Annotated in this window: 20 protein-coding genes and 1 riboswitch; of the genes, 6 read left to right on the forward strand and 14 right to left on the reverse strand. The window is 44.4% G+C overall.

Annotated features, from left to right (window positions below):
• Positions 1–1,224: 1,224 nt before the first annotated feature.
• Positions 1,225–1,638: a YugN-like family protein gene (locus tag NV381_RS19590; protein WP_258214966.1), complete on the reverse strand. Its 414-nt coding sequence runs from the start codon at positions 1,636–1,638 to the stop codon at positions 1,225–1,227.
• A 193-nt stretch (positions 1,639–1,831) separates the two neighbouring features.
• Between NV381_RS19590 and NV381_RS19595 the strand changes: the two genes are divergently transcribed.
• Positions 1,832–3,124, forward strand: a complete 1,293-nt coding sequence (locus tag NV381_RS19595; RefSeq protein ID WP_258214967.1) for an ammonium transporter — start codon at positions 1,832–1,834, stop codon at positions 3,122–3,124.
• A gap of 96 nt (positions 3,125–3,220) precedes the next feature.
• Here NV381_RS19595 and NV381_RS19600 read toward each other — a convergent pair whose 3' ends face one another.
• The 6 genes from NV381_RS19600 to ytxC all read right to left on the reverse strand — a co-directional run bounded on the left by NV381_RS19600 (position 3,221) and on the right by ytxC (position 9,337).
• A complete protein-coding gene (locus tag NV381_RS19600) occupies positions 3,221–3,691 on the reverse strand; it encodes a hypothetical protein (RefSeq protein WP_258214968.1) in 471 nt (156 codons plus the stop codon).
• Between the two features lie 215 nt (positions 3,692–3,906).
• On the reverse strand, positions 3,907–4,248 hold the full coding sequence (locus NV381_RS19605) for a hypothetical protein (protein ID WP_258214969.1): 342 nt from the start codon (positions 4,246–4,248) through the stop codon (positions 3,907–3,909).
• A 191-nt stretch (positions 4,249–4,439) separates the two neighbouring features.
• Complete coding sequence (locus tag NV381_RS19610; RefSeq protein WP_258214970.1) at positions 4,440–4,598, reverse strand: hypothetical protein; 159 nt, start codon at positions 4,596–4,598, stop codon at positions 4,440–4,442.
• A 64-nt stretch (positions 4,599–4,662) separates the two neighbouring features.
• Positions 4,663–5,343: a 3D domain-containing protein gene (locus NV381_RS19615; RefSeq protein ID WP_258214971.1), complete on the reverse strand. Its 681-nt coding sequence runs from the start codon at positions 5,341–5,343 to the stop codon at positions 4,663–4,665.
• An 816-nt stretch (positions 5,344–6,159) separates the two neighbouring features.
• Positions 6,160–8,100, reverse strand: a complete 1,941-nt coding sequence (gene thrS / locus NV381_RS19620; RefSeq protein ID WP_258214972.1) for a threonine--tRNA ligase — start codon at positions 8,098–8,100, stop codon at positions 6,160–6,162.
• Between the two features lie 316 nt (positions 8,101–8,416).
• Positions 8,417–9,337, reverse strand: coding sequence for a putative sporulation protein YtxC (gene ytxC, locus NV381_RS19625; protein ID WP_258214973.1), 921 nt, complete (start codon positions 9,335–9,337; stop codon positions 8,417–8,419).
• A gap of 131 nt (positions 9,338–9,468) precedes the next feature.
• Between ytxC and NV381_RS19630 the strand changes: the two genes are divergently transcribed.
• Positions 9,469–10,578: a GGDEF domain-containing protein gene (locus NV381_RS19630; protein WP_258214974.1), complete on the forward strand. Its 1,110-nt coding sequence runs from the start codon at positions 9,469–9,471 to the stop codon at positions 10,576–10,578.
• Between the two features lie 26 nt (positions 10,579–10,604).
• Here the strand turns inward: NV381_RS19630 and mqnC are convergent, their stop codons facing one another.
• The 5 genes from mqnC to metA all read right to left on the reverse strand — a co-directional run bounded on the left by mqnC (position 10,605) and on the right by metA (position 16,773).
• Complete coding sequence (mqnC, locus tag NV381_RS19635; RefSeq protein WP_258214975.1) at positions 10,605–11,741, reverse strand: cyclic dehypoxanthinyl futalosine synthase; 1,137 nt, start codon at positions 11,739–11,741, stop codon at positions 10,605–10,607.
• A 176-nt stretch (positions 11,742–11,917) separates the two neighbouring features.
• Positions 11,918–13,339 carry an EAL domain-containing protein gene (locus NV381_RS19640; protein WP_258214976.1) on the reverse strand — a complete coding sequence of 474 codons (1,422 nt, stop codon included), beginning with the start codon at positions 13,337–13,339 and terminating at the stop codon, positions 11,918–11,920.
• A gap of 150 nt (positions 13,340–13,489) precedes the next feature.
• Complete coding sequence (locus NV381_RS19645; protein WP_258214977.1) at positions 13,490–14,665, reverse strand: trans-sulfuration enzyme family protein; 1,176 nt, start codon at positions 14,663–14,665, stop codon at positions 13,490–13,492.
• A gap of 3 nt (positions 14,666–14,668) precedes the next feature.
• Entirely contained in the window at positions 14,669–15,850 is a 1,182-nt protein-coding gene (locus NV381_RS19650) for an aminotransferase class I/II-fold pyridoxal phosphate-dependent enzyme (protein ID WP_258214978.1), read from the reverse strand.
• Positions 15,847–16,773: a homoserine O-acetyltransferase MetA gene (metA, locus tag NV381_RS19655; protein WP_258214979.1), complete on the reverse strand. Its 927-nt coding sequence runs from the start codon at positions 16,771–16,773 to the stop codon at positions 15,847–15,849. The genes NV381_RS19650 and metA overlap by 4 nt, the downstream gene beginning before the upstream one ends.
• Before the next feature lie 149 nt (positions 16,774–16,922).
• Positions 16,923–17,063: riboswitch (SAM riboswitch) on the reverse strand.
• 689 nt (positions 17,064–17,752) lie between these two features.
• Between metA and corA the strand changes: the two genes are divergently transcribed.
• Both corA and NV381_RS19665 read left to right on the forward strand, forming a co-directional pair.
• Positions 17,753–18,688 (forward strand): magnesium/cobalt transporter CorA, encoded by a 936-nt coding sequence (gene corA / locus NV381_RS19660; protein ID WP_258214980.1) that lies wholly within the window; start codon positions 17,753–17,755, stop codon positions 18,686–18,688.
• 131 nt (positions 18,689–18,819) lie between these two features.
• Positions 18,820–19,251: a universal stress protein gene (locus NV381_RS19665; protein WP_258214981.1), complete on the forward strand. Its 432-nt coding sequence runs from the start codon at positions 18,820–18,822 to the stop codon at positions 19,249–19,251.
• Between the two features lie 175 nt (positions 19,252–19,426).
• Here the strand turns inward: NV381_RS19665 and NV381_RS19670 are convergent, their stop codons facing one another.
• A complete protein-coding gene (locus NV381_RS19670; RefSeq protein ID WP_258215014.1) occupies positions 19,427–20,434 on the reverse strand; it encodes an HRDC domain-containing protein in 1,008 nt (335 codons plus the stop codon).
• Positions 20,435–20,667: 233 nt separating this feature from the next.
• Here NV381_RS19670 and NV381_RS19675 point away from each other — a divergent pair, with 233 nt between their 5' ends.
• The gene (locus NV381_RS19675) at positions 20,668–20,973 is read left to right on the forward strand and encodes a hypothetical protein (protein ID WP_258214982.1); all 306 of its coding nucleotides are present in this window, start codon (positions 20,668–20,670) and stop codon (positions 20,971–20,973) included.
• Positions 20,974–21,049: 76 nt separating this feature from the next.
• Here the strand turns inward: NV381_RS19675 and ilvD are convergent, their stop codons facing one another.
• Positions 21,050–22,735 (reverse strand): dihydroxy-acid dehydratase, encoded by a 1,686-nt coding sequence (gene ilvD, locus NV381_RS19680; RefSeq protein WP_258214983.1) that lies wholly within the window; start codon positions 22,733–22,735, stop codon positions 21,050–21,052.
• A gap of 200 nt (positions 22,736–22,935) precedes the next feature.
• Between ilvD and NV381_RS19685 the strand changes: the two genes are divergently transcribed.
• Positions 22,936–23,229 (forward strand): DUF3055 domain-containing protein, encoded by a 294-nt coding sequence (locus NV381_RS19685; RefSeq protein ID WP_258214984.1) that lies wholly within the window; start codon positions 22,936–22,938, stop codon positions 23,227–23,229.
• Positions 23,230–23,294 lie beyond the last annotated feature (65 nt).

A 23,294-nucleotide genomic window follows, 5' to 3' on the forward strand; every position in this document is an offset into this window, starting at 1 on the left:
TGTATTGTTACTTGCTATCCTTGACTATATATTGGACTCGTAACCTTAAAGTAACCTTAAAATAAAATAAACGAAAAGTTAAATTTCAATCCCCCCATACCCCCCTTGTTCTTCAAGGGGGGCTCCGGGCGCTGCGCCCCTGGACCCAGCGTGAGAGACTGTTGAGCAACCGAAGCGCTTCCTATGTACTTATGATGTTGGAACGCGTTCGTTCTATAAAGAAGAAGCCTTGCGCTGCAAAGCTTCTTCCTTTATAGAACACGCTATACGTTTATGCTCTTGCACTTTCTCTTAGTCCTTAAATACTGCTAAGCGTGTCCGGGAAAACTTTGCAAGGCAAAGTAGCCCGGACAAACGCGCTCCTATGCTCTCAAGTCGCTCCACGCTCTAGCCCGTTCCCGCACGCATGCAAGCGTGGAGGGGCTACCTTCGCGTCAGTCAAAGGAGCCCCGACCAACGCGTTCCATCCACCAACGTCCCATCGAAGCAACCAATAACCTCTCTCCACCAAGCTTGCGGGGTTCAGGGGCGCTAGCGCCCTGGGGCCCCCTTTGGAGAAAAGGGGGGGGTGGGGGGATTGACAAAACTTAAGCGTGGAGGCGCTACCTTCGCGTTAGACAAAGGAGCCCCGACCAACGCGTTCCATCCACCAACGTTCCCATCGAAGCACCAAATAACCTCTCTCCACCAAGCTTGCGGGGTCCAGGGGCGCTAGCGCCCTGGGGCCCCCCTTTGGAGAAAGGGGGGGGTTGGGGGGATTGATAACCTCAAGCGTGTCCGGGCAAACTTTGCAAAGCAAAGCAGCCCGGACAAACGCGCTCCTATGCACTCAAGTCTCTCCACGCTCTAGCCCGTTCCCGCACGCATGCAAGCGTGGAGGGGCTACCTTCGCGTCAGCCAAAAGAGCCCCGACCGACGCGTTCCATCCACCAGCGTTCCCATCGAAGCACCAAATAACCTCTCTCCACCAAACTTGCGGGGTCCAGGGGCGCCAGCGCCCTGGGGCCCCCCTTTGGAGAAAGGGGGGGTTGGGGGGATTGATAACCTCAAGCGTGGAGGGGCTACCTTCGCGTTAGACAAAGGAGCCCCGACCAACGCGTTCCACCCACCAACGTTCCCATCGAAGCACCAAACAACCTCTCTCCACCAACCTTGCGGGGTCCAGGGGCGCTAGCGCCCTGGGGCCCCTCTTTGGAGAAAGGGGGGGTTGGGGGGATTTCAATTTTAGGACGGAAATGTACTCTCCACTTGACTCAGCAGGTCCTGAGCTTTATCTACCCATTGCGCCTCCACAGGTGCATCCTTATCAACCGGCTCCTGAAACTGATCAATCAAAGCTCCGGTAAAATTAACCTTGGCTTCCTTATCCAAGCCTTCGTTATATACGTGTTTCAATACAAATGGAGTCCCCAAGTGAATAATCGCATCCGTTGAGTCGGCATCTCCATCCAATGCTCCGTGTGTCACCTCAAAAGGAATACGCAGCCACACTTTGTTCGCTTCATCTAAGCTACGGTCAAAATAGCCGTGTTCATAATCCCAATTGCCACCTAACGAAAAATCAAATTCATGCAAATAATTGCGAACTTCATCAAATGCTTCCTCGCGGTCAACTAATTCAAATTTCAAAGGGATCATTTGTAAATCCTCCAGTTAATTTTATTAATAGAATGATCGTAAAATGCAAAAATTATGCTGTAAAAGGATAACTGAACATTATTAGCTGCATGTCATTATATCTTACGTAATTCGTTGACATAACTACCATCAAAAACGTATAATAATGGGCGGAGTAAGCGCATTATTTGCGTATAACAAGGAGATGAGCTCTATGGATATTTCCACGTTGGCTAGTGGATTAGACACCATCTGGGTGGTTCTTACCGCAGCGATGATTTTGTTGATGGAAGGCGGATTCGCCTTGCTGGAGGCCGGTTTTGTAAGACAGAAAAATGCAGTCAGCATCATTATGAAAGTATTTGTCGATATTACATTCGGGGCACTTGTCTTTTATTTTATTGGTTTCGCTTTCATGTATGGAAAAGATTTCAACGGATTAATCGGAACAAGCGGCTTTATGATGGGAGGAGACCTCACACATATCAAGCTTACGATTACTAATGACACCTATTGGTTATTTCAATGCGCTTTTGTTATCGCCGTTATTTCCATTGTATCCGGTGCAGTGGCAGAGCGAATTAACTTCCACGCCTATATTCTTTATACAATTGCTATGACAGGACTTATTTATCCTATCGCAGGACATTGGGTTTGGAGCGTGGGAGGCTGGCTTGGCAGCCTTGGGATGATCGATTTCGCCGGCTCCGCTGTTATTCATGCTCTAGGTGGCGCCTCTGCATTAGCAGCTGCAATGTTCATCGGGCCGCGTATCGGGAAGTTTTCGGAAAATGGTACTCCTAATATCGTGCCACCATCCAATCTTCCCCTAGCTTCAGTCGGCGCTTTTATTCTCTGGTTCGGCTGGTTCGGCTTTAACTCCGGCAGCACACTAAGTGCAACTAACGGCTCTATAGGCCATATAGCCGTCACAACCATGCTGGCCGCCGCATCAGGTGGCGCCACTTGTATTTTGTTCACAATGTTCCGCTACCGGAAAGCTGATCCACCTATGGTCATCAACGGCTCTCTGGCTGGTTTGGTTGGAATCACAGCTGGTTGTGCTTTTGTCAGTGACGTTGTTGCCATTGTGATTGGAGCCGTCTGCGGTATAGCAATGGTATTTGCAACAGAGTTTTTGGAATCCAAACGTATTGACGATCCAGTTGGCGCTTTTGCTGTGCACGGAGTAAGCGGGAGCATCGGAGCCTTGGCTCTAGGCTTATTCGCAAAACCGGAACTCACAGAAGGTATTGGCCAAGGTTACAGCGGGCTTTTCTATGGAGGCGGCTGGAGTCTCCTCGGAGTACAGGCCCTGGGCCTCATCATTGTCCTCGTATGGGGCTTTGGAATGACATGGATCGCTTTTAAGCTGATCAATCTTTTCGTTCCTGCACGTGTCAGCCGCGATGAAGAACTGGTCGGCCTTGATGTTGGAACTCATGGAGTGCCGGCATACAGTCAAGACAATGATTTCATTGAGTTAACCAAATTAAAGAACAGCTAACCCACATATCACTTAACAAAAAAAGTGTGTCCCCACTGGTCTGCAACGACCTGAGGAACACACTTTTTTCCATACAAATACATTCATTAGGACTAATCAACCCGACTTATTCAGTACTTTACCATTTCTAAAGGTAACATTCATGTTCTGACCATCTTTTGTTTTGTACTGATAAGTTTGGAAAACATTCATGCCACTATCATCTTTACTTTCTGACGTTAACTTCCCTATTTGCCCCATTTTTTTCGAGACTTCATCATAAGTCATTCCGAAATCAACAGAATCTAACTGTTCCTTGGTTGCGATAGGCTGCTCTTTCGCTCCCTTTGGCGCTTCTACCGGAGCAGGATCTGTTTTACCTGAATCAGGCTTGGAAGCATCGGCATTGTTTGCTGGTGGAGTCACTGGCGTATTGTTCCCGCTAGGTGCTGTAGCCGGTGGTTGAATACCGCTTGGAGAACTGACGGGTGGTTCTGTATTTTGAGCTGGTTTATTTTCTTGCTTAGTACATGCTGTCCCCACTAACAGTAAAGCCAGGAGTCCAATGTATAGTTTATTCATTTTCATATTCAAATCTCCTCCATCCATATTATCGTACAAGAGAAAATTTGCCAGCTCCACACTTGCATGCCGTAGTCACATTATATCGAATCTTGTCTTATAAATCAAAAGCACCTCCTCTATGATGGCAACAGAGCCTTAAATTGAAAACTCATAGGCATACAAAACATACGCAAAAAACCGGACCCCCCAAGGAATCCGGCCATTACGTTAACTAAAATCTAAACTAGTTCCTTCTCCAAATCATCACTGATTGTTACCAGATCAGCAGGATCACTATTGTTCAAAATTAACCTGGCATTCTCCAGCTCCGCACGCAGCTGCCGAATCTGCTGCAACGGCTTCTTAACATAGTGGATATATTCAACTGCTAGATGATGATCCGGTTTTTTCCCCGTAAACATCCGGCGTAAAGGTGACATCGATTGGTAGCTTCTTTCTTCCATCTGACGCTTTTTCTCGTAACGCTCAATAACCTGTTCAATCTCCGCAATTTGCTCTTCTTTACGAACCATATACTTCTCCAAAAACGGATACACTTCGGCTGCTTTTCGTTTATTCACTGGAATCGTACTCCCTGTTAACAGAGCATTCAGCATGGAATATCACCTGTCTTTTCATGTTAACTATCATCACAATAATAATATTTTACACCAAAGCAGCCGCTTTGAAAACATTTATTTTAAATAAAAATGCCAGAGCTGCACATTTATATGCAACCCTGGCACTTTTACTTACACCACTTAATCAATGACTATTGTTTTGAACTTTCATTCGTGCTTTGACTTGGATTATTTTGCGCAGCACGCTTTACGTTATTAGCCAAAACCTCTTCAGAAAACTCTGTATCATTTTGTTGTTGCTGTTGGTTATTATTGTTGTTGAACTTATTGTTGTTTTTGTTTTTTGCCATGGTTTATCACCTCCCCTTACACAACTATAGTATGGGACGAACAACCATGTTTTATGTTGGAAATTTAAAACAATATTTCGTTTTGCAGCTGATTCCACATGACCTCGGTAATTTTCCCTCCGCCTTGTTTAACGATAAAGACATTCAAGGTTTTTTTGCCCCATTCCTTGTAGACCTGGTCTTTCGTCTCGAAGTAAAGGTCAATCCGATTTCCTTTAATGGCTCCGCCTGTATCAGCAACAACACCATAACCGTAGCCAGGAATCCACAATACGGTTCCTATCGGAAATACCGAAGGGTCGGCCGCTATAGTGGACAGAGAGTTTTTATTACGCTTTACCTTCATACCCGAATAGGTAACCCCGTACTCAGGATGCCCAGGATTTTTCCCTGTCGATTCCTTGCCAGCATAATACCCAGTAGCCACCACTTCCACAGCTTTTAGCCGGGACAAGTCATGGTTTAAATTAGGTATGACGTTATATTTATTCGATTTTTGTTTATTCTCTGCTTGGAGGTTATAGCTTACAGTGGACACAGCCCTCGTCTCATTGCTTTTAGGATCCTGATCTTGTATTTTACTGACTGGGTCTCGAGCTTGCTCCTGCTCCCGGTTAAGCACCGGATACATTTGCGAGGCCTCACTGACCTGATCCCGTTGCTCCTGCACGAACAGAAGAAACAACACCAGCAAAACAGCAAACAAAAAGATCCACCTTGCATGATTTACGGCTTTAGGTAACATAGCTTCTTTAAACCACCCCTTATTTATAAGAGGCTGTCCATTAATTGAAGGAAATATACGTAAAATCCATTTAGAGTACCGCTGACACTAACCTCTAAAAATTTAAATGCTCCATATTGAATGCCCGATAAACAGTCGTTTCTTACAAAAAACGGGGTTGTGCAAGTAACTTGAGCTTTTAGAGGACAGCACTTTGGGGGATATTATTATACTTGATGGAGCGAAAACGAATGTTCGAATATTGCTTATATCCTAGAGGAGATGGGAGTTGGGGAGATTGGGATTTTGGGTAATTGCCGAAGGAAATAGATGGAAATCCTCACGTTAATCCAGCCTGGATATCGTTTGAAATCAATATAACTGGAAAAACTAACGCTAATATAGCCGATATTGGTGATATCATTAAAAATCAGTAAAATTAGCATGAGAAATTCCAGCTATAGGGCTGGGAACGCCATTTTTCGGTGCAATTAACCTGACATTTTCCTGTTATTTGCGTGGGATTCACTTGGATGCGATGCAATGACGTAACTGAACTCTGAGCTCTGAACACTGAACTCCGAACTCCGATACCCGAGATTAGCATTCGCGCGCGAATTGGCCTCATCTCTGCATTTCGCTAATAAGACCCAAATATGGGGCGCCTCAAAAGGGTACTTCCTACACCATAGTGATTAAATCATAAAATGTGCAAAAGAACCCTTCAAATCCACTATCAAAGTTGGAATTGAGGGTTGCTTTTTGCAACATATATTCAGGATAAAGTGGTGGATGGACTGTCCCAATATGACTTTTGAGGCAGACCTGTTTCATCCATTAGTCGATTTGTTTTGTTCTAATTGCCGTTTCAATTAAACTCACAACACTATCCAAGCTCTGAACGCCCAGATCGCCTTCTCCACGCTTACGTACGGATACGCTTGAGCTGTTCATTTCATTTTCCCCTACAACAAGCATATAAGGAATTTTCTCCAGCTGAGCCTCACGTATTTTATAGCCCAGCTTCTCGTTGCGAAGATCGGATTCCACGCGTACGCCAGCCAGCTGAAGCTTCTCAGCAACCTCTTTAGCATAGTTCTCGAACGCTGTTGAAACCGGGATCACCTTCGCTTGTACCGGGCATAACCATGTTGGCAAAGCTCCAGCGAAATTTTCCAGAAGGAATGCTGTCATACGTTCCATTGTTGAGATGACGCCGCGATGAATAACAACAGGACGGTGCTTCTGCCCATCATCTCCAACGTATTCAAGCTCAAAACGCTCAGGCAGCAAGAAATCCAATTGGGCCGTACCCAAAGTCTCTTCCTTCTTCAGTGCAGTTTTGATCTGAACATCAAGCTTCGGTCCGTAGAAGGCAGCTTCACCCTCTGCTTCATAGAACGGTAATCCCAATTCCTCAACTACCTCGCGCAGCATGCGCTGTGACATCTCCCACATCTCATCATTCGGGAAATACTTCTCAGTATCCTTAGGATCCCGGTAGGATAAGCGGAAGCGGTATTCCTTAATACCGAAATCTTCATAAACATGGCGAATTAAATTAACGACTCGTGCAAACTCTTCCTTGATTTGATCAGGACGGCAGAAGATATGCGCATCATTCAATGTCATAGCCCTTACCCGATGAAGCCCAGTCAATGCTCCTGACATTTCATAACGGTGCATGGTCCCAAGCTCCGCAATTCGTACCGGAAGATCTCTATAGCTGCGCATATCGCTTTTATATACCATCATATGATGAGGACAGTTCATTGGACGAAGGACAAGCTCTTCATTGTCCATAATCATTTTCGGGAACATATCCTCCTGATAGTGCTCCCAGTGGCCGGATGTTTTGTATAATTCAACATTAGCGAGCACTGGTGTATACACATGCTGGTAGCCAAGACGCTCTTCCAAATCAACGATGTAACGTTCCATGGTTCGGCGTACTTTGGCACCATGAGGCAGCCACAACGGCAAGCCTTGGCCAACTTCACGGGAGAAGGTGAACATTTGCAATTCTTTGCCTAGCTTACGGTGGTCACGTTTCTTGGCTTCCTCCAATAAATGAAGATGCTCATCCAAGTCCGCTTTTTTCGGGAAAGCTGTTCCATAAATACGCTGAAGCATTTTATTTTTCGAATCACCACGCCAGTAGGCTCCTGCTACACTTAGAAGCTTGAACGCTTTAATACGTCCTGTTGAAGGCAAATGTGGTCCGCGGCAAAGGTCAAAAAACTCCCCTTGATCATAAATAGTCAGTTCAGCGTCTTCCGGCAAATCACGGATTAATTCAAGCTTCAATGGATCCTCAAGCTCGGAAAAAATACGATTGGCTTCTTCACGGCTGACCACACGTCTGCGGATTGGCAGGTTTTCCTGGGCAACCTTTTCCATCTCCTTCTCAATCTTAACCAGATCATCCGGTGTTAGCGGTGTTTCCAGATCAATATCATAATAAAAGCCATCTTCGATTACAGGACCGATTCCAAGCTTTACCGCCTTCTCACCATAGATGCGTTTTATCGCCTGAGCCATAAGATGAGCTGTACTATGTCGATATACTTCCAAGCCATCCTCACTGTCCAATGTGACAATAGATACCGCAGCATCCTGCTCCAAAGCTGTGTTCAGATCCACCGCTTTTCCATTAAGTTTACCAATCACTGCATTCTTCTTAAGCCCTGAGCTGATTGAACCAGCAATATCTTCGATTGTAGTTCCTTGCTCATACTCCCTAACTGCTCCATCCGGAAATGTTACCTTTACTGCCATTTCATTTCAGCCTCCATTCTTTTTTTGCAAACAAAAAAAGCGCATCATCCCAGAAAGGGACGAGTGCGCTTGGTCTCGTGGTTCCACCCTAATTCGATTCGCAATCTTTCCTGATGTATGCAGGCCGATCAACAAATCCTCAATAAGCATCTGATAACGGAAATGAACCGGAGAGTTATACTAGTCAGGCTACAATGGCCAGCGTTCCAACTCTCAACTACAAAGGGGTAAAGGAATGTCGTTTAACTGAAGGAGCTTCCAGCCAAGTCTCCTCTCTCTGTGCAGTGCTTCATCCTTATTGTCTTTGATTTCAGTCTTATCCTTTATTATAATCAGATGCAGCCGAACGGTCAAGATTTTGGCATAACCTGCAATATTCACATATCTCAACACGGTTTTCAAAAATTTGCTTAATGGTTTGGATTATTTGTACATCCGGGTCTCTTGTGTGAATATAAATAAGCTGTGGGGATACGGATATCAAAGTACTTACAATGACATCCTCGAAATTAATATCTTTTTCAAGCATTTCGATGGTCAATGTTGTATCACCGGATGTATCGATTTTCTCCATTTCTTCGTTAAAAAGCAAAAACTCATTGCCGCCTTTATGTATTAAATGGGCAAGCGGGATTTTGGCCTCCTGAATGTAAACAAAATATTGAAGCAGTGAAATAAACTCCCGGTATTGTTGATCCATCAAAAACTCATCAATGGCATATTCAGCGATTTCCCGAAGCTCTTCAGTGTACTCATCTAATCTAAATCTCATGAAACCATCGATGTTTAGGACTGTATTTTCCTGTAAAAAGCTTTGAATGCCCTGGCGAATTTTCTCCTTACGGCGCAGTACCATCTCACGCTGCTCCCAGAATTCATTCGTCTTCTCGACCAGAAGCATTTGTCTATAGTAGCCTAGAATGGAATTAATATCAGTTTCTTGTTTGTAATCAAATTCTTTTAAAATCAGAGCCCTCAGCAATTCCTCTTCCTTATCGCTTATTACCCAATCAGCAATTTTCTCAGAAACCTTCTGAATTAGCGCGTCCATACGTTTGTCCAATTGAAATCGAGGCATAACCCCATTAACTTCAATTATGGAACAGGTTTTATCATGCTGTAGTTCAATTACCGCATTGTGTTTATAAGAATCCCATACCGCAGCTGCAACCGATTCATGAAGTCGTTGAACCGATTCTTCCGGTACTTTCATTAAAGTCAAAGCAAACAGCTTCATACCATTCACTCCCTTCTTACCTAGTAGCTCCTACTTAAAGTATATGGTCACTTGAAGGCATATATACAAACAACAATTTCCCATGGTATAGTTAAGTAATTAGAAAGCCGCAATAATGGAGTGACAACTGAATGGGGTTTGACTTTATACAATTGGTTAACTTGCCTCTATGGAACCGTAAGATTATAAATGGTTATTGGATTATTATAGGCCTTGCTGTCTTGCTCTCCATCTTTAATAATGTGATTAGTTACTTTACTAAACAATATGATTCGGTTCCTATAATCACTCTTGGTGTCGTGTGGGTTCTTGGAGTGGCGGCTTTGGAAGCTGCCAATTATTGGATAAAGAAAGGGCTCGATTATATTATTATTACGGGCGCTTTCATCATTCCGGTCAGTTTGATTTATTCGTTTCCTGAAGACAGCGTTTTATTAACAACACTATACCTTCCCATTCTAATCTCCGTGTTGTATTTTCAGCTCCGTAAGGTTATTTTCTCGGCTATCCTAAGTTTAATTAGCTTTTATGCTCTTTACTTATTGTGCTTAAGTGAAACTGCTTTGTATTCAACCAACGACCTCATCATCATGACCTGTGTTCTTCTCTGTGGCGCCATTGTTGCAATAAGTGTCATGAGCCGCGGGTCCGAGCTATTGAAGCATTTGCAAACTTCACTCGCATCCAGCCAAGATCTACTTGTAAAAAATGTAATAATGGACAAGCAGATAAAAACCGATGCGCTAACCGGATTATATAACCATATGTCCTTCCATGAATATTTGGATAAGTTGATTGAGCAAGGGGAAAAGTATAATCTTTCCTTCCAGCTTGCCGTTCTGGATATCGACCACTTCAAGAAAGTGAATGATACTTTCGGTCACCGGGCAGGAGATATTGTACTGAAGAAGGTCGCTCAGTCGATAACGTCTATGGTATCACCCAATGATTTTACAGCCCGTTATGGCGGCGAGGAATTCGCAGTTATTTTCACAGATATTGAATTAAACGAGTCATTACTGAATCTTGAAAATATTCGCACTTACATTTCTGAGCAGCACCATGAGGAACTGAAGGGCAATGCGGTAACTATAAGCATCGGTGTTCAGGATTATGTAAAGGGCTGTACGAAGGAAGCACTTTTCACAGGAGCCGATCAAGCCTTGTATGAGGCAAAAAGAAATGGCCGTAACCGCACGGTAGTCCATGATCCACAAAAAGAAACAACGAACCCGAATTAATCGGGTTCGTTGTTTTTTATTAGCTATTAATTTTGCATCATAAAGTCGTTTTCAATCTTTTCGTTAACATCGTCAAACACACGTAAAATGTCATACTTCGTATTGCGCTGCGCAGGGATTTTGCCAGCTTCACGAATAATGTCCAAGGTGGATGAAATGTTGACTTTGTGCGTGGTGCCTGCAGCCGAAACAACATTCTCCTCAATCATGGTAGAACCAAAATCATTACAGCCATAATGAAGGGATTGCTTCCCTACCTCCGGTCCCATCGTTACCCAGGAAGATTGGAAATTAGGGATATTGTCCAGCATGATCCGACTGATCGCAACATTCTTCAAATAATCCTGCGGCCCCAGCTTTTCAGCCTTCAAATTCGTATTGTCCGGCTGAAACAACCAAGAAATGAATGCCAGAAATCCTGGCGTCTTATGTTTATTCGCAATACATTCGTCTTGAGCGTCACGGATGCGAAGCAAGTGAAGGGCCCGCTCCTCCATCGACTCACCAAAGCCAATTACCATTGTGCCTGTAGTATGCATGCCGATTTTATGAGCTGTCTGCATGACATCCATCCAATCACGCCAAGATCCTTTCAGACGGCTGATCTTTCTCCGAGTACGGTCATCCAATATTTCAGCGCCACCGCCAGGCAATGAATCTAATCCAGCCTCGTGCAGCTCACGCATAACCTCTTCCAGCGTAAGCCCATCCGATACATCCTTCATCTTCAAAATTTCTGCCGGTGAGAAGGAATGCATTTGAATGGAAAACCGCTTCTTAATTTCGCGAAGCAGATTTGTATAATAAGTAAACGGAAGGTTTGGATTAGTCCCTCCTTGCATCAATATTTCTGTACCGCCCACATCCAACGTTTCTTGAATTTTGTTGAAGATGGTCTCGTCGGACAGAACATAACCTTCCTTGGAGCCAGGAGCACGGTAAAAGGCACAAAACTTACAATACACATCGCAAATATTAGTGTAATTGACATTACGTCCAATGACGAATGTAGTAATCGGCTCCGGATGATGTTTGAGCATAATCCGATTGGCTACATGTCCCATTTTCTCAATCTGATCAGATCCATATAATTCGATGCAGTCTTCAAGACTGATACGGTTTCCTGCTAAAGCATTATCAAGGATGCGGTCAACGGAACTCATCCTGCTCACTCCTTTTATTCTGGCTATATGTTTTGTATACGAAGAAAATCATCTAAACTATCGTACCATAAACGAAGGGCTTAGTCATTAAAAGAAAATCCCGTTTAAAAATTAACAAACAAGAGATTACCCTGAGCAAAATGCTCTTCGGCAATCTCTTGGGTTAGTTCATAGCTCTAGGCGCTGTATACTTGGCGGTTCCCTCTAATCTTCTCTTTCACCAACCGGAACTGTTGAGTTCGGTCTTGATTCGCTATGAAAGGCTCCGGTCTTGCAAAATAAAAGCCTTGCCCCATCTGTACCTGCATTTCATACAGGACATCGGCTTCTTCTTGCCGCTCTACACCCTCCGCAATAACTTGACAATTAATATTTTCCGCAAAATGAAGCATGGCACGAAGCAGTGACTGCTTTACTTCAAATTTGTCGATATTTTGAATAAGCGATCTATCGATTTTGATGATGTCCGGAACGAGCTCCGAGATCGTTTGCAGACTGGAGTATCCTGCGCCGGCGTCATCAACAGCAAAACGAAAGCCATGGGAACGATATTTGGTTAGTAAATGACCCATATAATCAAAATTTCGAATGGCATGGCGTTCTGTAATCTCCAAAACAATCTGCGAAGGTGAAACTTCTGGATGCTGAGACATGACGTCTAGCAGTTCATTTAAAAAAAGCGGATGACACAAGGTTACAGGTGTGATGTTAATAAATACTTGCTCCCGGATCTGTCTGACGGCAATTTCATTAAATGCTTTCTTGATAACTAAAAACTCCATTTTTGATAATAGATCAGCCTGATAAGCAAAATCAAACAATTCAATGGGGGAGTGAAAAGGAGTATTATGCGGGCCTCGAGTCAAAATCTCCCAACCGAAGATTTCACCGGTATTTAAGTTCATAATCGGCTGCGTCAGCACGGAAATATTCTCCGTTTGTATAATATCAACTAAGTGCTGCCTTGATTTAGTAAAATGGGGCGGCAATTTCTTGGTTGCGATCGAATGTGCATAATGGTAGGCACTATGTATGGCCGCTTTCGTATTTTCAATATCCTGGTTTATCATGTAGCAGCCGACCTGAAATGTATATGAAGCTTCCTCATGAAAACGGGCTGGCAAGCGCAGTCTCCGCTCCAACTCATTCCGTAATAGAATCGATTTTCGATGCATCTCGTCATAAGTGAAGCCTTGATGCTCCTTGATGAAAATGCAGAAATCTTCACCGCCAAATTGCTTAATTCCAAGAATATCTTGCTTCTTAAAAAATGTTGGTATAACTTCGCGCATCGTTATGCGTATGTGCTGCTGCAAATTCTGAATAAATGAGTGGGGATAGGTGGCAAAAAGATGATGAAAATCTTCCATATAAAACAAAAGCAAACCGCAATTACCGCCTTGACGCCGATATTGTTGAAGGATCGAGACTATAGGATCGCGTAGTGAAAAATCAGGGGGGAAATACTTCAATGACTTGTTGGAAAAAGGTAAATAACAAATCATTTTTAATTTTTCTTTCCAGTTAGAAAAAGAAAGTACGGTCATTGTATCCCCCATTTTGCCGCCAACAATTGTTGGAAATTTGAAATTAATCATATCATGAGTTAACCATTGGTGAATAGTATAATAACACAAAGATAGTGCTTTCAAAATAAAAATGATGCCGAAGAACTAAACAATTACTCAAAATATATAAAAAACAGCCGAAGAATGTCAACGAACATCCCTTCGGCTGAAAATCTGACATTATTCGGCAAATGATAATGCTTGCTCCAGATCGGCAATCAAGTCTTCGATGCTTTCCAGCCCTACTGAATATCGGATTAGACCGTCCGTAATCCCTCGCTCCAATCGAACCTCCCGTGGCATTGCCGCATGAGACATCATGGCTGGGTAGGACAATATACTTTCAACAGCCCCAAGGCTGACAGCAACCAATGGAATCTCCACCTTGCCCAGCACTTTCTTGGCACGTTCTCCTGAGCCAACATCGAAGGATACGACAGCTCCGTAACCAAGCGATTGTTTCTCGTGGATGGCACGGCCAGGATGACCCGGTAAGCCAGGATAATATACAGCTTCTACTTCAGGATGCTCTGAAAGCCACTCAGCCAAGCGTTGTGCACTTTTCTCATGAGCATCCATGCGTGTTTTCAAGGTTTTCATTCCTCGCATAAGCAGCCAGGAATCAGATACACCTAGAATGGTTCCAAGCCCATTTTGCAGCTGTTTCATACGGATACCCAAGCTTTCGTTGGCAACAACAGCAAGACCAGCAGTGACATCACTGTGACCGCCTAAAAACTTGGTGGCACTGTGCAATACAATATCAACTCCATGTTCTATCGGACGTTGATGGTATGGAGTCATGAATGTGTTGTCAAGCATCGTCAACAGGTCGTGCTGCTTAGCCCATGCTGTGATTTCCCCGATATCCGTAATCTTCAGCGTAGGATTCGATGGAGTTTCCATGAACACAGCCTTGGTATTCGGCTGGAGTGCCGCTTTTACTTTATCCAGATCGGTCATATCGACAAAGGTTGTCTCGACATTCATCCTCGTCATGATCGTGCTCAGCAGCCGATAGGTGCCCCCATACACATCTTCAGTGCATATGACGTGATCGCCTGCGGATAGCAGCATGGCAGCAGCCGAAATAGCTGCCATACCCGATGCGAAAGCAAAACCGCGCGTTCCGCCCTCCAGCACCGCAATGTAATCCTCTAGAGCTTGACGGGTCGGATTTCCTGAGCGTGTGTAATCAAATTCTTGCTGCTCATCCAAAGCTTCTTGATGAAAAGTTGAAGCCTGATAGATTGGAGTACTGGAAGCTCCTGTTGTTGAATCGATGGCTCTATTAAAATGAATGAGCTTCGTTGCGAACTGACGCTCAGCTTGTGCTTCGGTACGGTTGCGTGCCATCGACTAAACCCCCTCGACTTCCGCCTGTGCAAGATCAATCGCTCTAGATAGATCAGCAATCAGATCATCCACGTGCTCAATGCCTACTGAATAACGAAGCAACCGGTCATCCACACCAAGTTGTCGACGTATTTCTTCGGGAATGTCCGCATGAGTCTGGACCGCAGGGTAGGTCATAAGCGATTCTACTCCCCCAAGACTTTCCGCGAAAGCAATTAATTTAATATGACGCAAAATCGGCTCAATGAATCGGGCATCCTTAAGCTTGAAGGAGAAAATACCCGTATTGCCTGAAGATTGCTTCTGCTGAATTTCATAGCCTGGATGAGTTTCCAAAGCCGGATAATATACGCTCTCCACCTGCGGATGCTGCAGAAGGAAGTGGGCCATTTGGGTAGCATTATACTGATGGCGTTCCATACGAATCGCCAACGTCTTCATGCCTCTCATCAACAGCCAGCTGTCCTGAGGGCCTAGTACGGCACCCATGGAATTATGTAAAAATGCCATTTGCTCAGAGAGTTCCTTGCCCTTGGTTACAATCAGACCGGCAAGCACATCATTGTGTCCGCCCAAATACTTCGTCGCACTGTGAATTACAATGTCGGCTCCGAGCTCAATCGGGCGTTGGAAGAAAGGCGTTAACAACGTATTATCGACGATCGATAATATGCCTTTCTTCTGAGCCCATCCGCATACAAGCTCAAGGTCAGTAATCATCATCAACGGGTTCGTCGGTGTTTCGATCAGTATCGCTTTGGTATTCGCAGTATAATGCGATTCCAATGCGTCCAGATCATTCGTGTCCACATAAGTTGCCGTTACACCAAAGCGGGACATGATTTTCTCCAGCAAACGATAAGTGCCTCCGTATAGATCAAGCGAGACAATCAGGTGATCTCCCTGGCTAAACAAGGCAAAGATCGTTTGCAGAGCAGCCATGCCTGAGCTGCAGGCAAAACCCGCGTCGCCGGATTCCAGCTGAGCGATAGCTTCCTCCAGCACCTTGCGCGTCGGACTTTTCGTGCGGGCATAATCAAAGCCGGTGCTTTGACCCAGCTGTGGATGGCGGAAAGCCGTTGCCTGGTAGATTGGGAAGCTCACCGCACCCGTAACCGGCTCCTCGATGGAACCGATTTGAGCCAATCGACTCTCGATTTTCAAATCCTTATTTTGTTCGTTCATATAGAAAAGTCCTCCTTGTGTAAGTCATACGGGGTTTCTTGGTACACGTAGTAGTTCAACCAATTGGAAAACAGCAGATTCGCATGGGCTCTCCATGAAACAAGAGGCGGCTTGGACGGGTCGTCATTAGGATAGTAGTTTTTAGGTACCTTTACGTCCATTCCTTTATTCACGTCACGGTCATATTCAGCCTTCAATGTACAAGCATCGTATTCAGAATGGCCGGTTACAAATATATGCTTGCCATCTTTAGTTCCTACGATATACACACCGGCTTCAGGTGACTCCGATAATATTTCAAGATGAGCCACCTTATCGATATCCTCTTTGCGAACCTCGGTATGACGGGATTGCGGTACCAGAAACATCTCGTCGAAGCCGCGCAGTAATTTAACGTTTTGCTTGGTGGTCACATGCGGGAATACGCCGAACATTTTCTCATCCAAACCGTATTTCGGTATACCAAAATGATAATAAAGTCCTGCCTGCGCTGCCCAACATATATGCAAAGTTGAAGTGACGTTGCTGCGGCTCCATTTCAAAATTTGCTTTAGTTCTTCCCAGTAGGTTACATCTTCAAATTCCAGCTGCTCAACCGGCGCTCCAGTGATGATAAGACCGTCGAACTTCTCATGCCGGACATCCTCAAAGGTTTTATAAAATTGCTCCAAATGTTCAGCAGAAGTATTTTTCGAAGTATGCGTTCCCGGATGCAGCAGCACAAACTCCAACTGCAGCGGTGTATTGCCGATTAATCGCAAAATCTGAGTTTCTGTTGTTTCCTTGGTAGGCATCAAATTCAATATGGCAATCCTCAAGGGGCGGATATCCTGGTGATAAGCCACCGTTTCATCCATCACGAAAATATTCTCATTCAATAGGATGTCCTTAGCTGGCAAGTGGTCGGGGATTTTAATAGGCATGGGTAAATCACTCCTTTAAGTGGTTTCGCAGAAAGCTTGCTTCTTAAGCATTATCTCCGTTGTATATCATCGAAATCCCGCAAAAAGGCACAAAAAAGGCCTTTTTCGCGCAAACGAGAAAGGCCTTGTTATATACTTAACAATGTCCTCTCTCATCTCTCAGAAGCTTGAAGCTTCCGCAAGAATTAGCACCGTGCATTCTTCTATCTACACGCTGTTAGCGTATTGACAAAAGTTTGTCGGTTGCCGGGTGTCATAGGGCTAGTCCCTCCACCTGCTCTTGATAAGAGTTTAAATCTAAAGTTTATTAAGTTGTCATCTGGATCATTCAGCATGGCTGAATTATAAGATTCAGATGTTATAAGAAAAGCTTTCATTCGATGCTTATTCGATGAAGATACATTCGTGTATAAGCGGTAGCTTTTCTTGAAACACCTAAATCATTCAGCTTGGCTGAATTATAAGATTCAGATGTTATAGAAATACTTTATACGAAAACTTCTTTAACGTCAAGCGCTCAAAAAATGTTGAAATGTTGAACCGATCCGCCCATTCTGAGGACCCTCTCCCCGCTTTTTTGCATACAGTATCATACATACAAAAAACATATGGAATCCATTCATTTCACCTTGATGTGTGGAAAATGAAGGGTTATACTAGACAAGTATTAGACAACACTAGCAAAGGGGTGCAGCAATCGAATGGACGGAGACCCGAGGAGTAGTATCTGCGTTCAAGTACAACCGAATATTTCGTTTGGAATGCAGCCGGCTTACGCCGCCGATTTGCTTGCGCCGAACAGACCTTAGCCGCTTTATCCTAATTTTACGGTTGATCTCATCCAATTTTACCTAAGGAGCTGTCTCGCACAAATCGACGACGTTTCTTCTGTGCTGTATTCCTCACGGTTACAGTGCAACCATGACTTCAGACACTATGAAGTTTGGTTGTCACTTATCTATGTGAAGGGGTGGGGCAGATGAAAACACGTTTGGTGCAGGACGGTATTTTTACGTTGGTTGAAGATGTAACACATGCAATGGAAGCGCCGGAGCACGGCTTTTACTGGATTGATGCGGATACTGAGGATTTGGAGATTCTCCAGCCTTTATTCCATCTTCATGAATTGGCTGTAGAGGACTGCTTGACTGAAGAAGAACAACGTCCCAAAATCGAACTTTATGATTCTAATTATTTCATAGTGATTAATAGCATTCGTTTTGATGATGAGGAAATCTTTCTGCGAGCTTTGAACATTTTTCTTGGCAAGCATTATATTATTACGGTTACACGCCAAAAAATTAATGAATTGCGCGCTTTAAAACCCATTTTGTGGGAGGAAGAGGTTGCCGCGCCGGACCGTTTTCTTTATCACTTGATGGATCTTGTAGTTGATAATTATACCAGCGTTGGCGATCGGATTGAGGTTAAGATCGAGAAGCTGGAAGAAGATATATTAATGCACACCAAGAAATCTCACTTGAACGAAATCATCGGTTTGCGAAGTGAAATTTTATGGTTGAAAAAGGTTCTCGTTCCACAAAAAGAAGTAATCTCCACTTTAAACAAAAAGGAACTTAGGTTGATCAGCGAGCCGCTCAAAAAATATTTTGGAGACATTTACGAAAATGCCGTCAAAATCTCAGAAACATTCGATACATTCCGCGATTTGATGGCCAACTTACGTGAGGCCTACCAATCCAGCCTGGCCAACCGAGCGAATGAGATTATGCGTGTTTTTACGGCATTAACTACCATATTCATGCCGCTCACATTTATAACCGGTATTTATGGAATGAACTTCGAATATATCCCTGGTATTCATTGGGAGTATGGCGGGGTTGCCGCTGTCATTTTCATGGTGCTTGTCGGAATATCCATGTTGGTTTTGTTCCGAAAAAAGGATTGGCTGTAACCAATTTTTGCAAAGCTTCTGCCTTGGCATCCAGCCAGCGCGGAGGCTTTTTTCATGAAATTTCACCTCATGTTTCAAAATATTCTGAAATGTTTAATAAATTAGATAAACCGAATAGAGAGGTGATAGCCATGTTCAACAAAATATTGGTTGCCTATGACGGTTCCGAAACAGCGCAAAACGCATTGCATAAAGCTATTGAGATGAAAATGACATTAAAGGATTCTTATCTGGAAGTCGTACATGTATTCCAAGTCGCTAGTGCCGTTCTTGGCGATGCACTCTTAACCGCACCTGTAATGGTGCAAGACGATCTGTATGAAGCAGCTGAGACACTAACAAGTGAAGTCAGACAGCAGATTGCCCATCTTCCCTTTGCAGCGGCTACATTACTTGATGGCGGACCGCCAGCCAAAGTCATTTTAGACTATGCCGAAGAGCATCAATTTGATCTTATCATCTCGGGGAGCAGAGGTTTAGGAACGTTCAAGGAGCTGCTGCTGGGCAGTGTGAGCTACGAAATTGTACAACATGCCAAGATACCCGTGTTAATTGTTAAATAAATTAGCTATAAACCTACTTCAGCTAAACATTAGGCGCATTCACCTGCAGTGATATTTGCCATCATTCTTAATTGATATCTTCACAAAGCCCATATACCAAAAAGGCTTTTCACCCTGCCCTGCAAACCTATGAGGCGAAGTGAAAAGCCTTTTCAAATCATCCAAAAGCCCACTATTAGCCCGCTTCAGCCTGCCTCACCGTATTCACACGGCGGAACTTCATCCGCAGTACTCTTAACCATTCATAAATGCGGTCCACTTCCTTAGCTTCAAGCTCTTCTTGCTTATATAAAGCTTGCAGAACCGGCTTCAAATAACGGTCTCCTTGCAGCTCAAAGGCAGCCCAAGCCAATTCTTGCTCCTCCGCGGATACATCGAGGAGCATTCTCTCGATATATGGCTCCAGATCATAGCCTTCCCGATCCAGCTCCTCAATCCATAGCAGCAGATCTCTTCGCTGCAGCTGAGTCTGCTCCCGCAATGCATCCAAGCTGTCGCCGCGTGTAATAGCTTCAAGCAGCTTGCGCTTGGTATCCCGCTTATTCTGATCTGCCTTCAGCTTGCGGTCCTTCTCATGCTGCAGCCATGCATTGAACTTGGCTGGGTCAACCTCTGCTTCCACCCAATGCAGTGGAAACACAGTGCCTCTTTCATGCTTTTGCGTATACTCAAGCAAGTCATTGCCATAAGCTGCGATCTTGCTTGCACCTAGACCAGGAAGCTGCCGCAGCTCCTCCAGACTATGCGGAAGAAAAGTGCAGATCATACGCAGCAAGCGATTCGTAGCAACCAGAAATGGCGATTTCCCCTCCAAGCTTGACTGCTTTAGCCGCCACTGCCGCAGCTGCTCGTACAGCTCATCATTCACATGGATTTCACTATAATAATGCAAAAGCTGAGCTTGTGCCGCTCTGCTCTCAAGATTTACAGCATCCGACTGAACCCTGCCATCGAATATAGGTGTGAACCCTTGACATTGTTTCGTAAAAATATGAGTTCGGAATACGGTCAGCATTTCTTCCATGCTAATACCCTCATACCATGACTCCTGTAATAACAACACATGTCCATCCATTTCCTTCCAATCCACAAACCAATTCCCTTGATTTTCACTTATGGAAACCTGAGCACTGCGTACCTGATCGTCCCCCACCTTCATCTCCAGGCTGTTCAAAAACATCATATTCAACAAGCATCCCTCCAACATGTATTATTCAAACGCAAAAAAGCACCCCTCCTACAAAAGTAAGAGAGGTGCTTCCTCAACGGTTTGAAATTATTTCCATATTATCACAATATGGGGAATGTGGCAATAGACAAAAGAGAATTCCCTCGAAATACGGCGAAAAATGGATAATAGCTTAAGCAATGGACAACCTATACTCAAAATCACTATTTAAGGAGGTGCCCGCAGCCATGAGTTCTTTTCAAAAGAAAAATAAATTCATCGAAGAGGAACGTCATAAGTATACCGATCTGGCAAGCGTGGAATCTCAGCGCAATGACCTGATAGCCGAGGAATTTCCCGAAGGCCCCTACGGCTCAAGCCTTATATCTGAGACTCTTGGGAAAAGCACGCCTTGGCGTGAGGATCAGCGCCCGCCAAATCGCTTTACCTATGAAAACCGCGAGCTGCACGCAGGTATTTCACGTGATTACCCTGGAGCACACCCAACCCATGATTCCTCAGGCGATGACGATGTGGAAACTCTTGAAGAATAGGCCCTACCCAGATGGTGTAAATGCAAAAACGGCAGAAAGGACATTACTGCCCCTCCTGCCGTATCTTATATTAACATTAGATCTTCATAACTCCGCCAGTACTTGCGGAAGTAACCAGCTTCGAATAACGAGCCAAATATCCTGTTTTAACCTTCGGCTCGAAGCCCTTCCAGTTCGCCTTACGACGTTCCATCTCTTCATCAGAGATTTGAAGGTCAATCGTACGATTAACAAGATCCAGCTCAATAATATCGCCGTCTTCGACGAAAGCTATCGGACCGCCTTCAGCCGCTTCCGGTGAGATATGCCCAAGACTAATTCCGCGGGAAGCGCCGGAGAAGCGGCCATCGGTAATAAGAGCTACCTTGGCGCCTAAGCCCATTCCAACGATTTGCGAAGTAGGTGCAAGCATTTCCGGCATCCCTGGTCCACCCTTCGGACCTTCATAACGGATAACGACAACATGCCCTTCTTTTACTTTACCGTTAGCAATTCCAGACAAAGCTTCATCCTGGGACTCGAAGCAAATAGCAGGTCCTTTATGGTAGCCGCCAACTTCTTTATCGACTGCGCCTACTTTAATAATACTTCCGTGAGGAGCAATATTACCGAATAATACAGCCAATCCGCCTTGCTCGCTATGCGGGTTGTCCAATGGATGGATAACGTCCTTATTCAAAATTTCGCAACCAGCTACATTCTCACGAAGCGTTTGACCGGTTACAGTAATGCAATCCCCATTCAATGCGCCCGGTTTTTTCAACAGCTCATTGATAATTGCACTTACGCCGCCAGCATTATGAACATCCTCAATGTGATAATCGGAAGCCGGAGCAATCTTCGCCAAGTGAGGCACTCGCTTAGCTACTTCGTTGATACGCTCAATCGGATATTCAAATCCTGCTTCATGTGCAAGAGCCAATGTATGAAGTACAGTGTTAGTTGAACCACCCATTGCCATATCAAGAGCAAATGCATTATCGATAGCTTCCAATGTAACGATATCACGTGGCTTGATATCCAGCTTGATAAGCTCCATAAGCTGCTTCGCTGAGCGCTTAACAAATTCCTTACGTTCTTCTGCTACAGCAAGAATCGTTCCGTTACCCGGAAGCGCAAGGCCAAGACCTTCTGCCAAACAGTTCATAGAGTTAGCTGTGAACATGCCTGAACATGAACCACATGTAGGACAACCGTATTGTTCAAGCTCGGTCAAATCCGCTTCTTCAATTCTGCCGGCTTGGAAAGCTCCTACACCCTCGAACACGGAGGAAAGGGAGATCGATTTACCGTTCTTGTCTTTACCCGCTTTCATAGGGCCGCCGCTTACAAACATTGTCGGGATATTGACACGCAGTGCTCCCATCATCATACCCGGGGTGATTTTATCACAGTTTGGAATACAGACCATGCCATCGAACCAATGGGCTGCAACTACGGTTTCAAGGGAATCCGCAATAATTTCACGGCTTGGCAATGAATAACGCATGCCGATATGGCCCATTGCAATTCCGTCATCTACACCGATTGTATTAAATTCAAAAGGCACGCCGCCCGCTTCACGGATTGCTTCCTTAACGATTTTTCCGAACTCCTGAAGATGAACATGACCAGGGACAATATCGATGTAAGAGTTACATACAGCAATAAATGGCTTGTCGAAATCTTCCTCTTTGACTCCTGCAGCACGCAGCAAACTGCGATGTGGTGCGCGATCAAAGCCTTTTTTAATCATATCACTTCTCATTTTGGTTTTAGACATTTCAAGTACGGCCTCCCGTTTCTTTTAGGGTCAATTGCATGGTACTCATGATGCTTGCATTCTTTAAATTCTATCATGTTTGACCGAAAATGAAAACGTTAAGTACCGAAATAGATGCTCTTTCCTTTTGCCGGAACTCCAATGTTCATGTATAATCAGGTTACACTGCAATTATGAACTGAACGGAGTGACATGACATTATGTTTGATTTTGATTATTTATATGATACGAATGAGGAAACAACAACCCGCTTTGTCTGTTTTGTAGGGGCATCGCTGCATCGTTTCGATCTGGCTATCACTAATACGAACCGTTTTTATGGAAAGAAGCTTATTACTGATTTGCAGTCCGGGAAAACAGCCGTTATTGGTCCAGATGATTTGCAGGAAGAAGGCTATCTGGAGCATGTTTTCAAGATCTCGGAAGAAGAAGCCGGCGAATTGACTGAATTCCTGTCACAAATCGTAGGTACCATTAACTTTACAGACATCTGATCTGATCGGGTCCACCCGAAAGACCGGGCAAGCTGCGTATTAGCAGTTGGCAGCGGTCTTTTTTC

The sequence above is a fragment of the Paenibacillus radicis (ex Xue et al. 2023) genome, from assembly GCF_024722015.1.
In the GTDB taxonomy this organism is placed as follows: Bacteria; Bacillota; Bacilli; order Paenibacillales; family NBRC-103111; genus Paenibacillus_S.

Bases quoted from the DNA above. Each gene is read 5' to 3' on its own strand.
- NV381_RS19675 (WP_258214982.1), top strand. From the start codon at position 20,668: ATGAGTTCTTTTCAAAAGAAAAATAAATTCATCGAAGAGGAACGTCAT.
- NV381_RS19615 (WP_258214971.1), bottom strand. From the start codon at position 5,343: ATGTTACCTAAAGCCGTAAATCATGCAAGGTGGATCTTTTTGTTTGCT.
- mqnC (WP_258214975.1), bottom strand. From the start codon at position 11,741: ATGAGTTCCGTTGACCGCATCCTTGATAATGCTTTAGCAGGAAACCGT.
- ytxC (WP_258214973.1), bottom strand. From the start codon at position 9,337: ATGAAGCTGTTTGCTTTGACTTTAATGAAAGTACCGGAAGAATCGGTT.
- NV381_RS19670 (WP_258215014.1), bottom strand. From the start codon at position 20,434: ATGATGTTTTTGAACAGCCTGGAGATGAAGGTGGGGGACGATCAGGTA.
- NV381_RS19610 (WP_258214970.1), bottom strand. From the start codon at position 4,598: ATGGCAAAAAACAAAAACAACAATAAGTTCAACAACAATAATAACCAA.
- NV381_RS19600 (WP_258214968.1), bottom strand. From the start codon at position 3,691: ATGAAAATGAATAAACTATACATTGGACTCCTGGCTTTACTGTTAGTG.
- ilvD (WP_258214983.1), bottom strand. From the start codon at position 22,735: ATGTCTAAAACCAAAATGAGAAGTGATATGATTAAAAAAGGCTTTGAT.
- NV381_RS19590 (WP_258214966.1), bottom strand. From the start codon at position 1,638: ATGATCCCTTTGAAATTTGAATTAGTTGACCGCGAGGAAGCATTTGAT.
- NV381_RS19595 (WP_258214967.1), top strand. From the start codon at position 1,832: ATGGATATTTCCACGTTGGCTAGTGGATTAGACACCATCTGGGTGGTT.
- NV381_RS19640 (WP_258214976.1), bottom strand. From the start codon at position 13,339: ATGATTAATTTCAAATTTCCAACAATTGTTGGCGGCAAAATGGGGGAT.
- NV381_RS19665 (WP_258214981.1), top strand. From the start codon at position 18,820: ATGTTCAACAAAATATTGGTTGCCTATGACGGTTCCGAAACAGCGCAA.
- NV381_RS19630 (WP_258214974.1), top strand. From the start codon at position 9,469: ATGGGGTTTGACTTTATACAATTGGTTAACTTGCCTCTATGGAACCGT.
- NV381_RS19685 (WP_258214984.1), top strand. From the start codon at position 22,936: ATGTTTGATTTTGATTATTTATATGATACGAATGAGGAAACAACAACC.
- metA (WP_258214979.1), bottom strand. From the start codon at position 16,773: ATGCCTATTAAAATCCCCGACCACTTGCCAGCTAAGGACATCCTATTG.
- thrS (WP_258214972.1), bottom strand. From the start codon at position 8,100: ATGGCAGTAAAGGTAACATTTCCGGATGGAGCAGTTAGGGAGTATGAG.
- NV381_RS19650 (WP_258214978.1), bottom strand. From the start codon at position 15,850: ATGAACGAACAAAATAAGGATTTGAAAATCGAGAGTCGATTGGCTCAA.
- NV381_RS19645 (WP_258214977.1), bottom strand. From the start codon at position 14,665: ATGGCACGCAACCGTACCGAAGCACAAGCTGAGCGTCAGTTCGCAACG.
- corA (WP_258214980.1), top strand. From the start codon at position 17,753: ATGAAAACACGTTTGGTGCAGGACGGTATTTTTACGTTGGTTGAAGAT.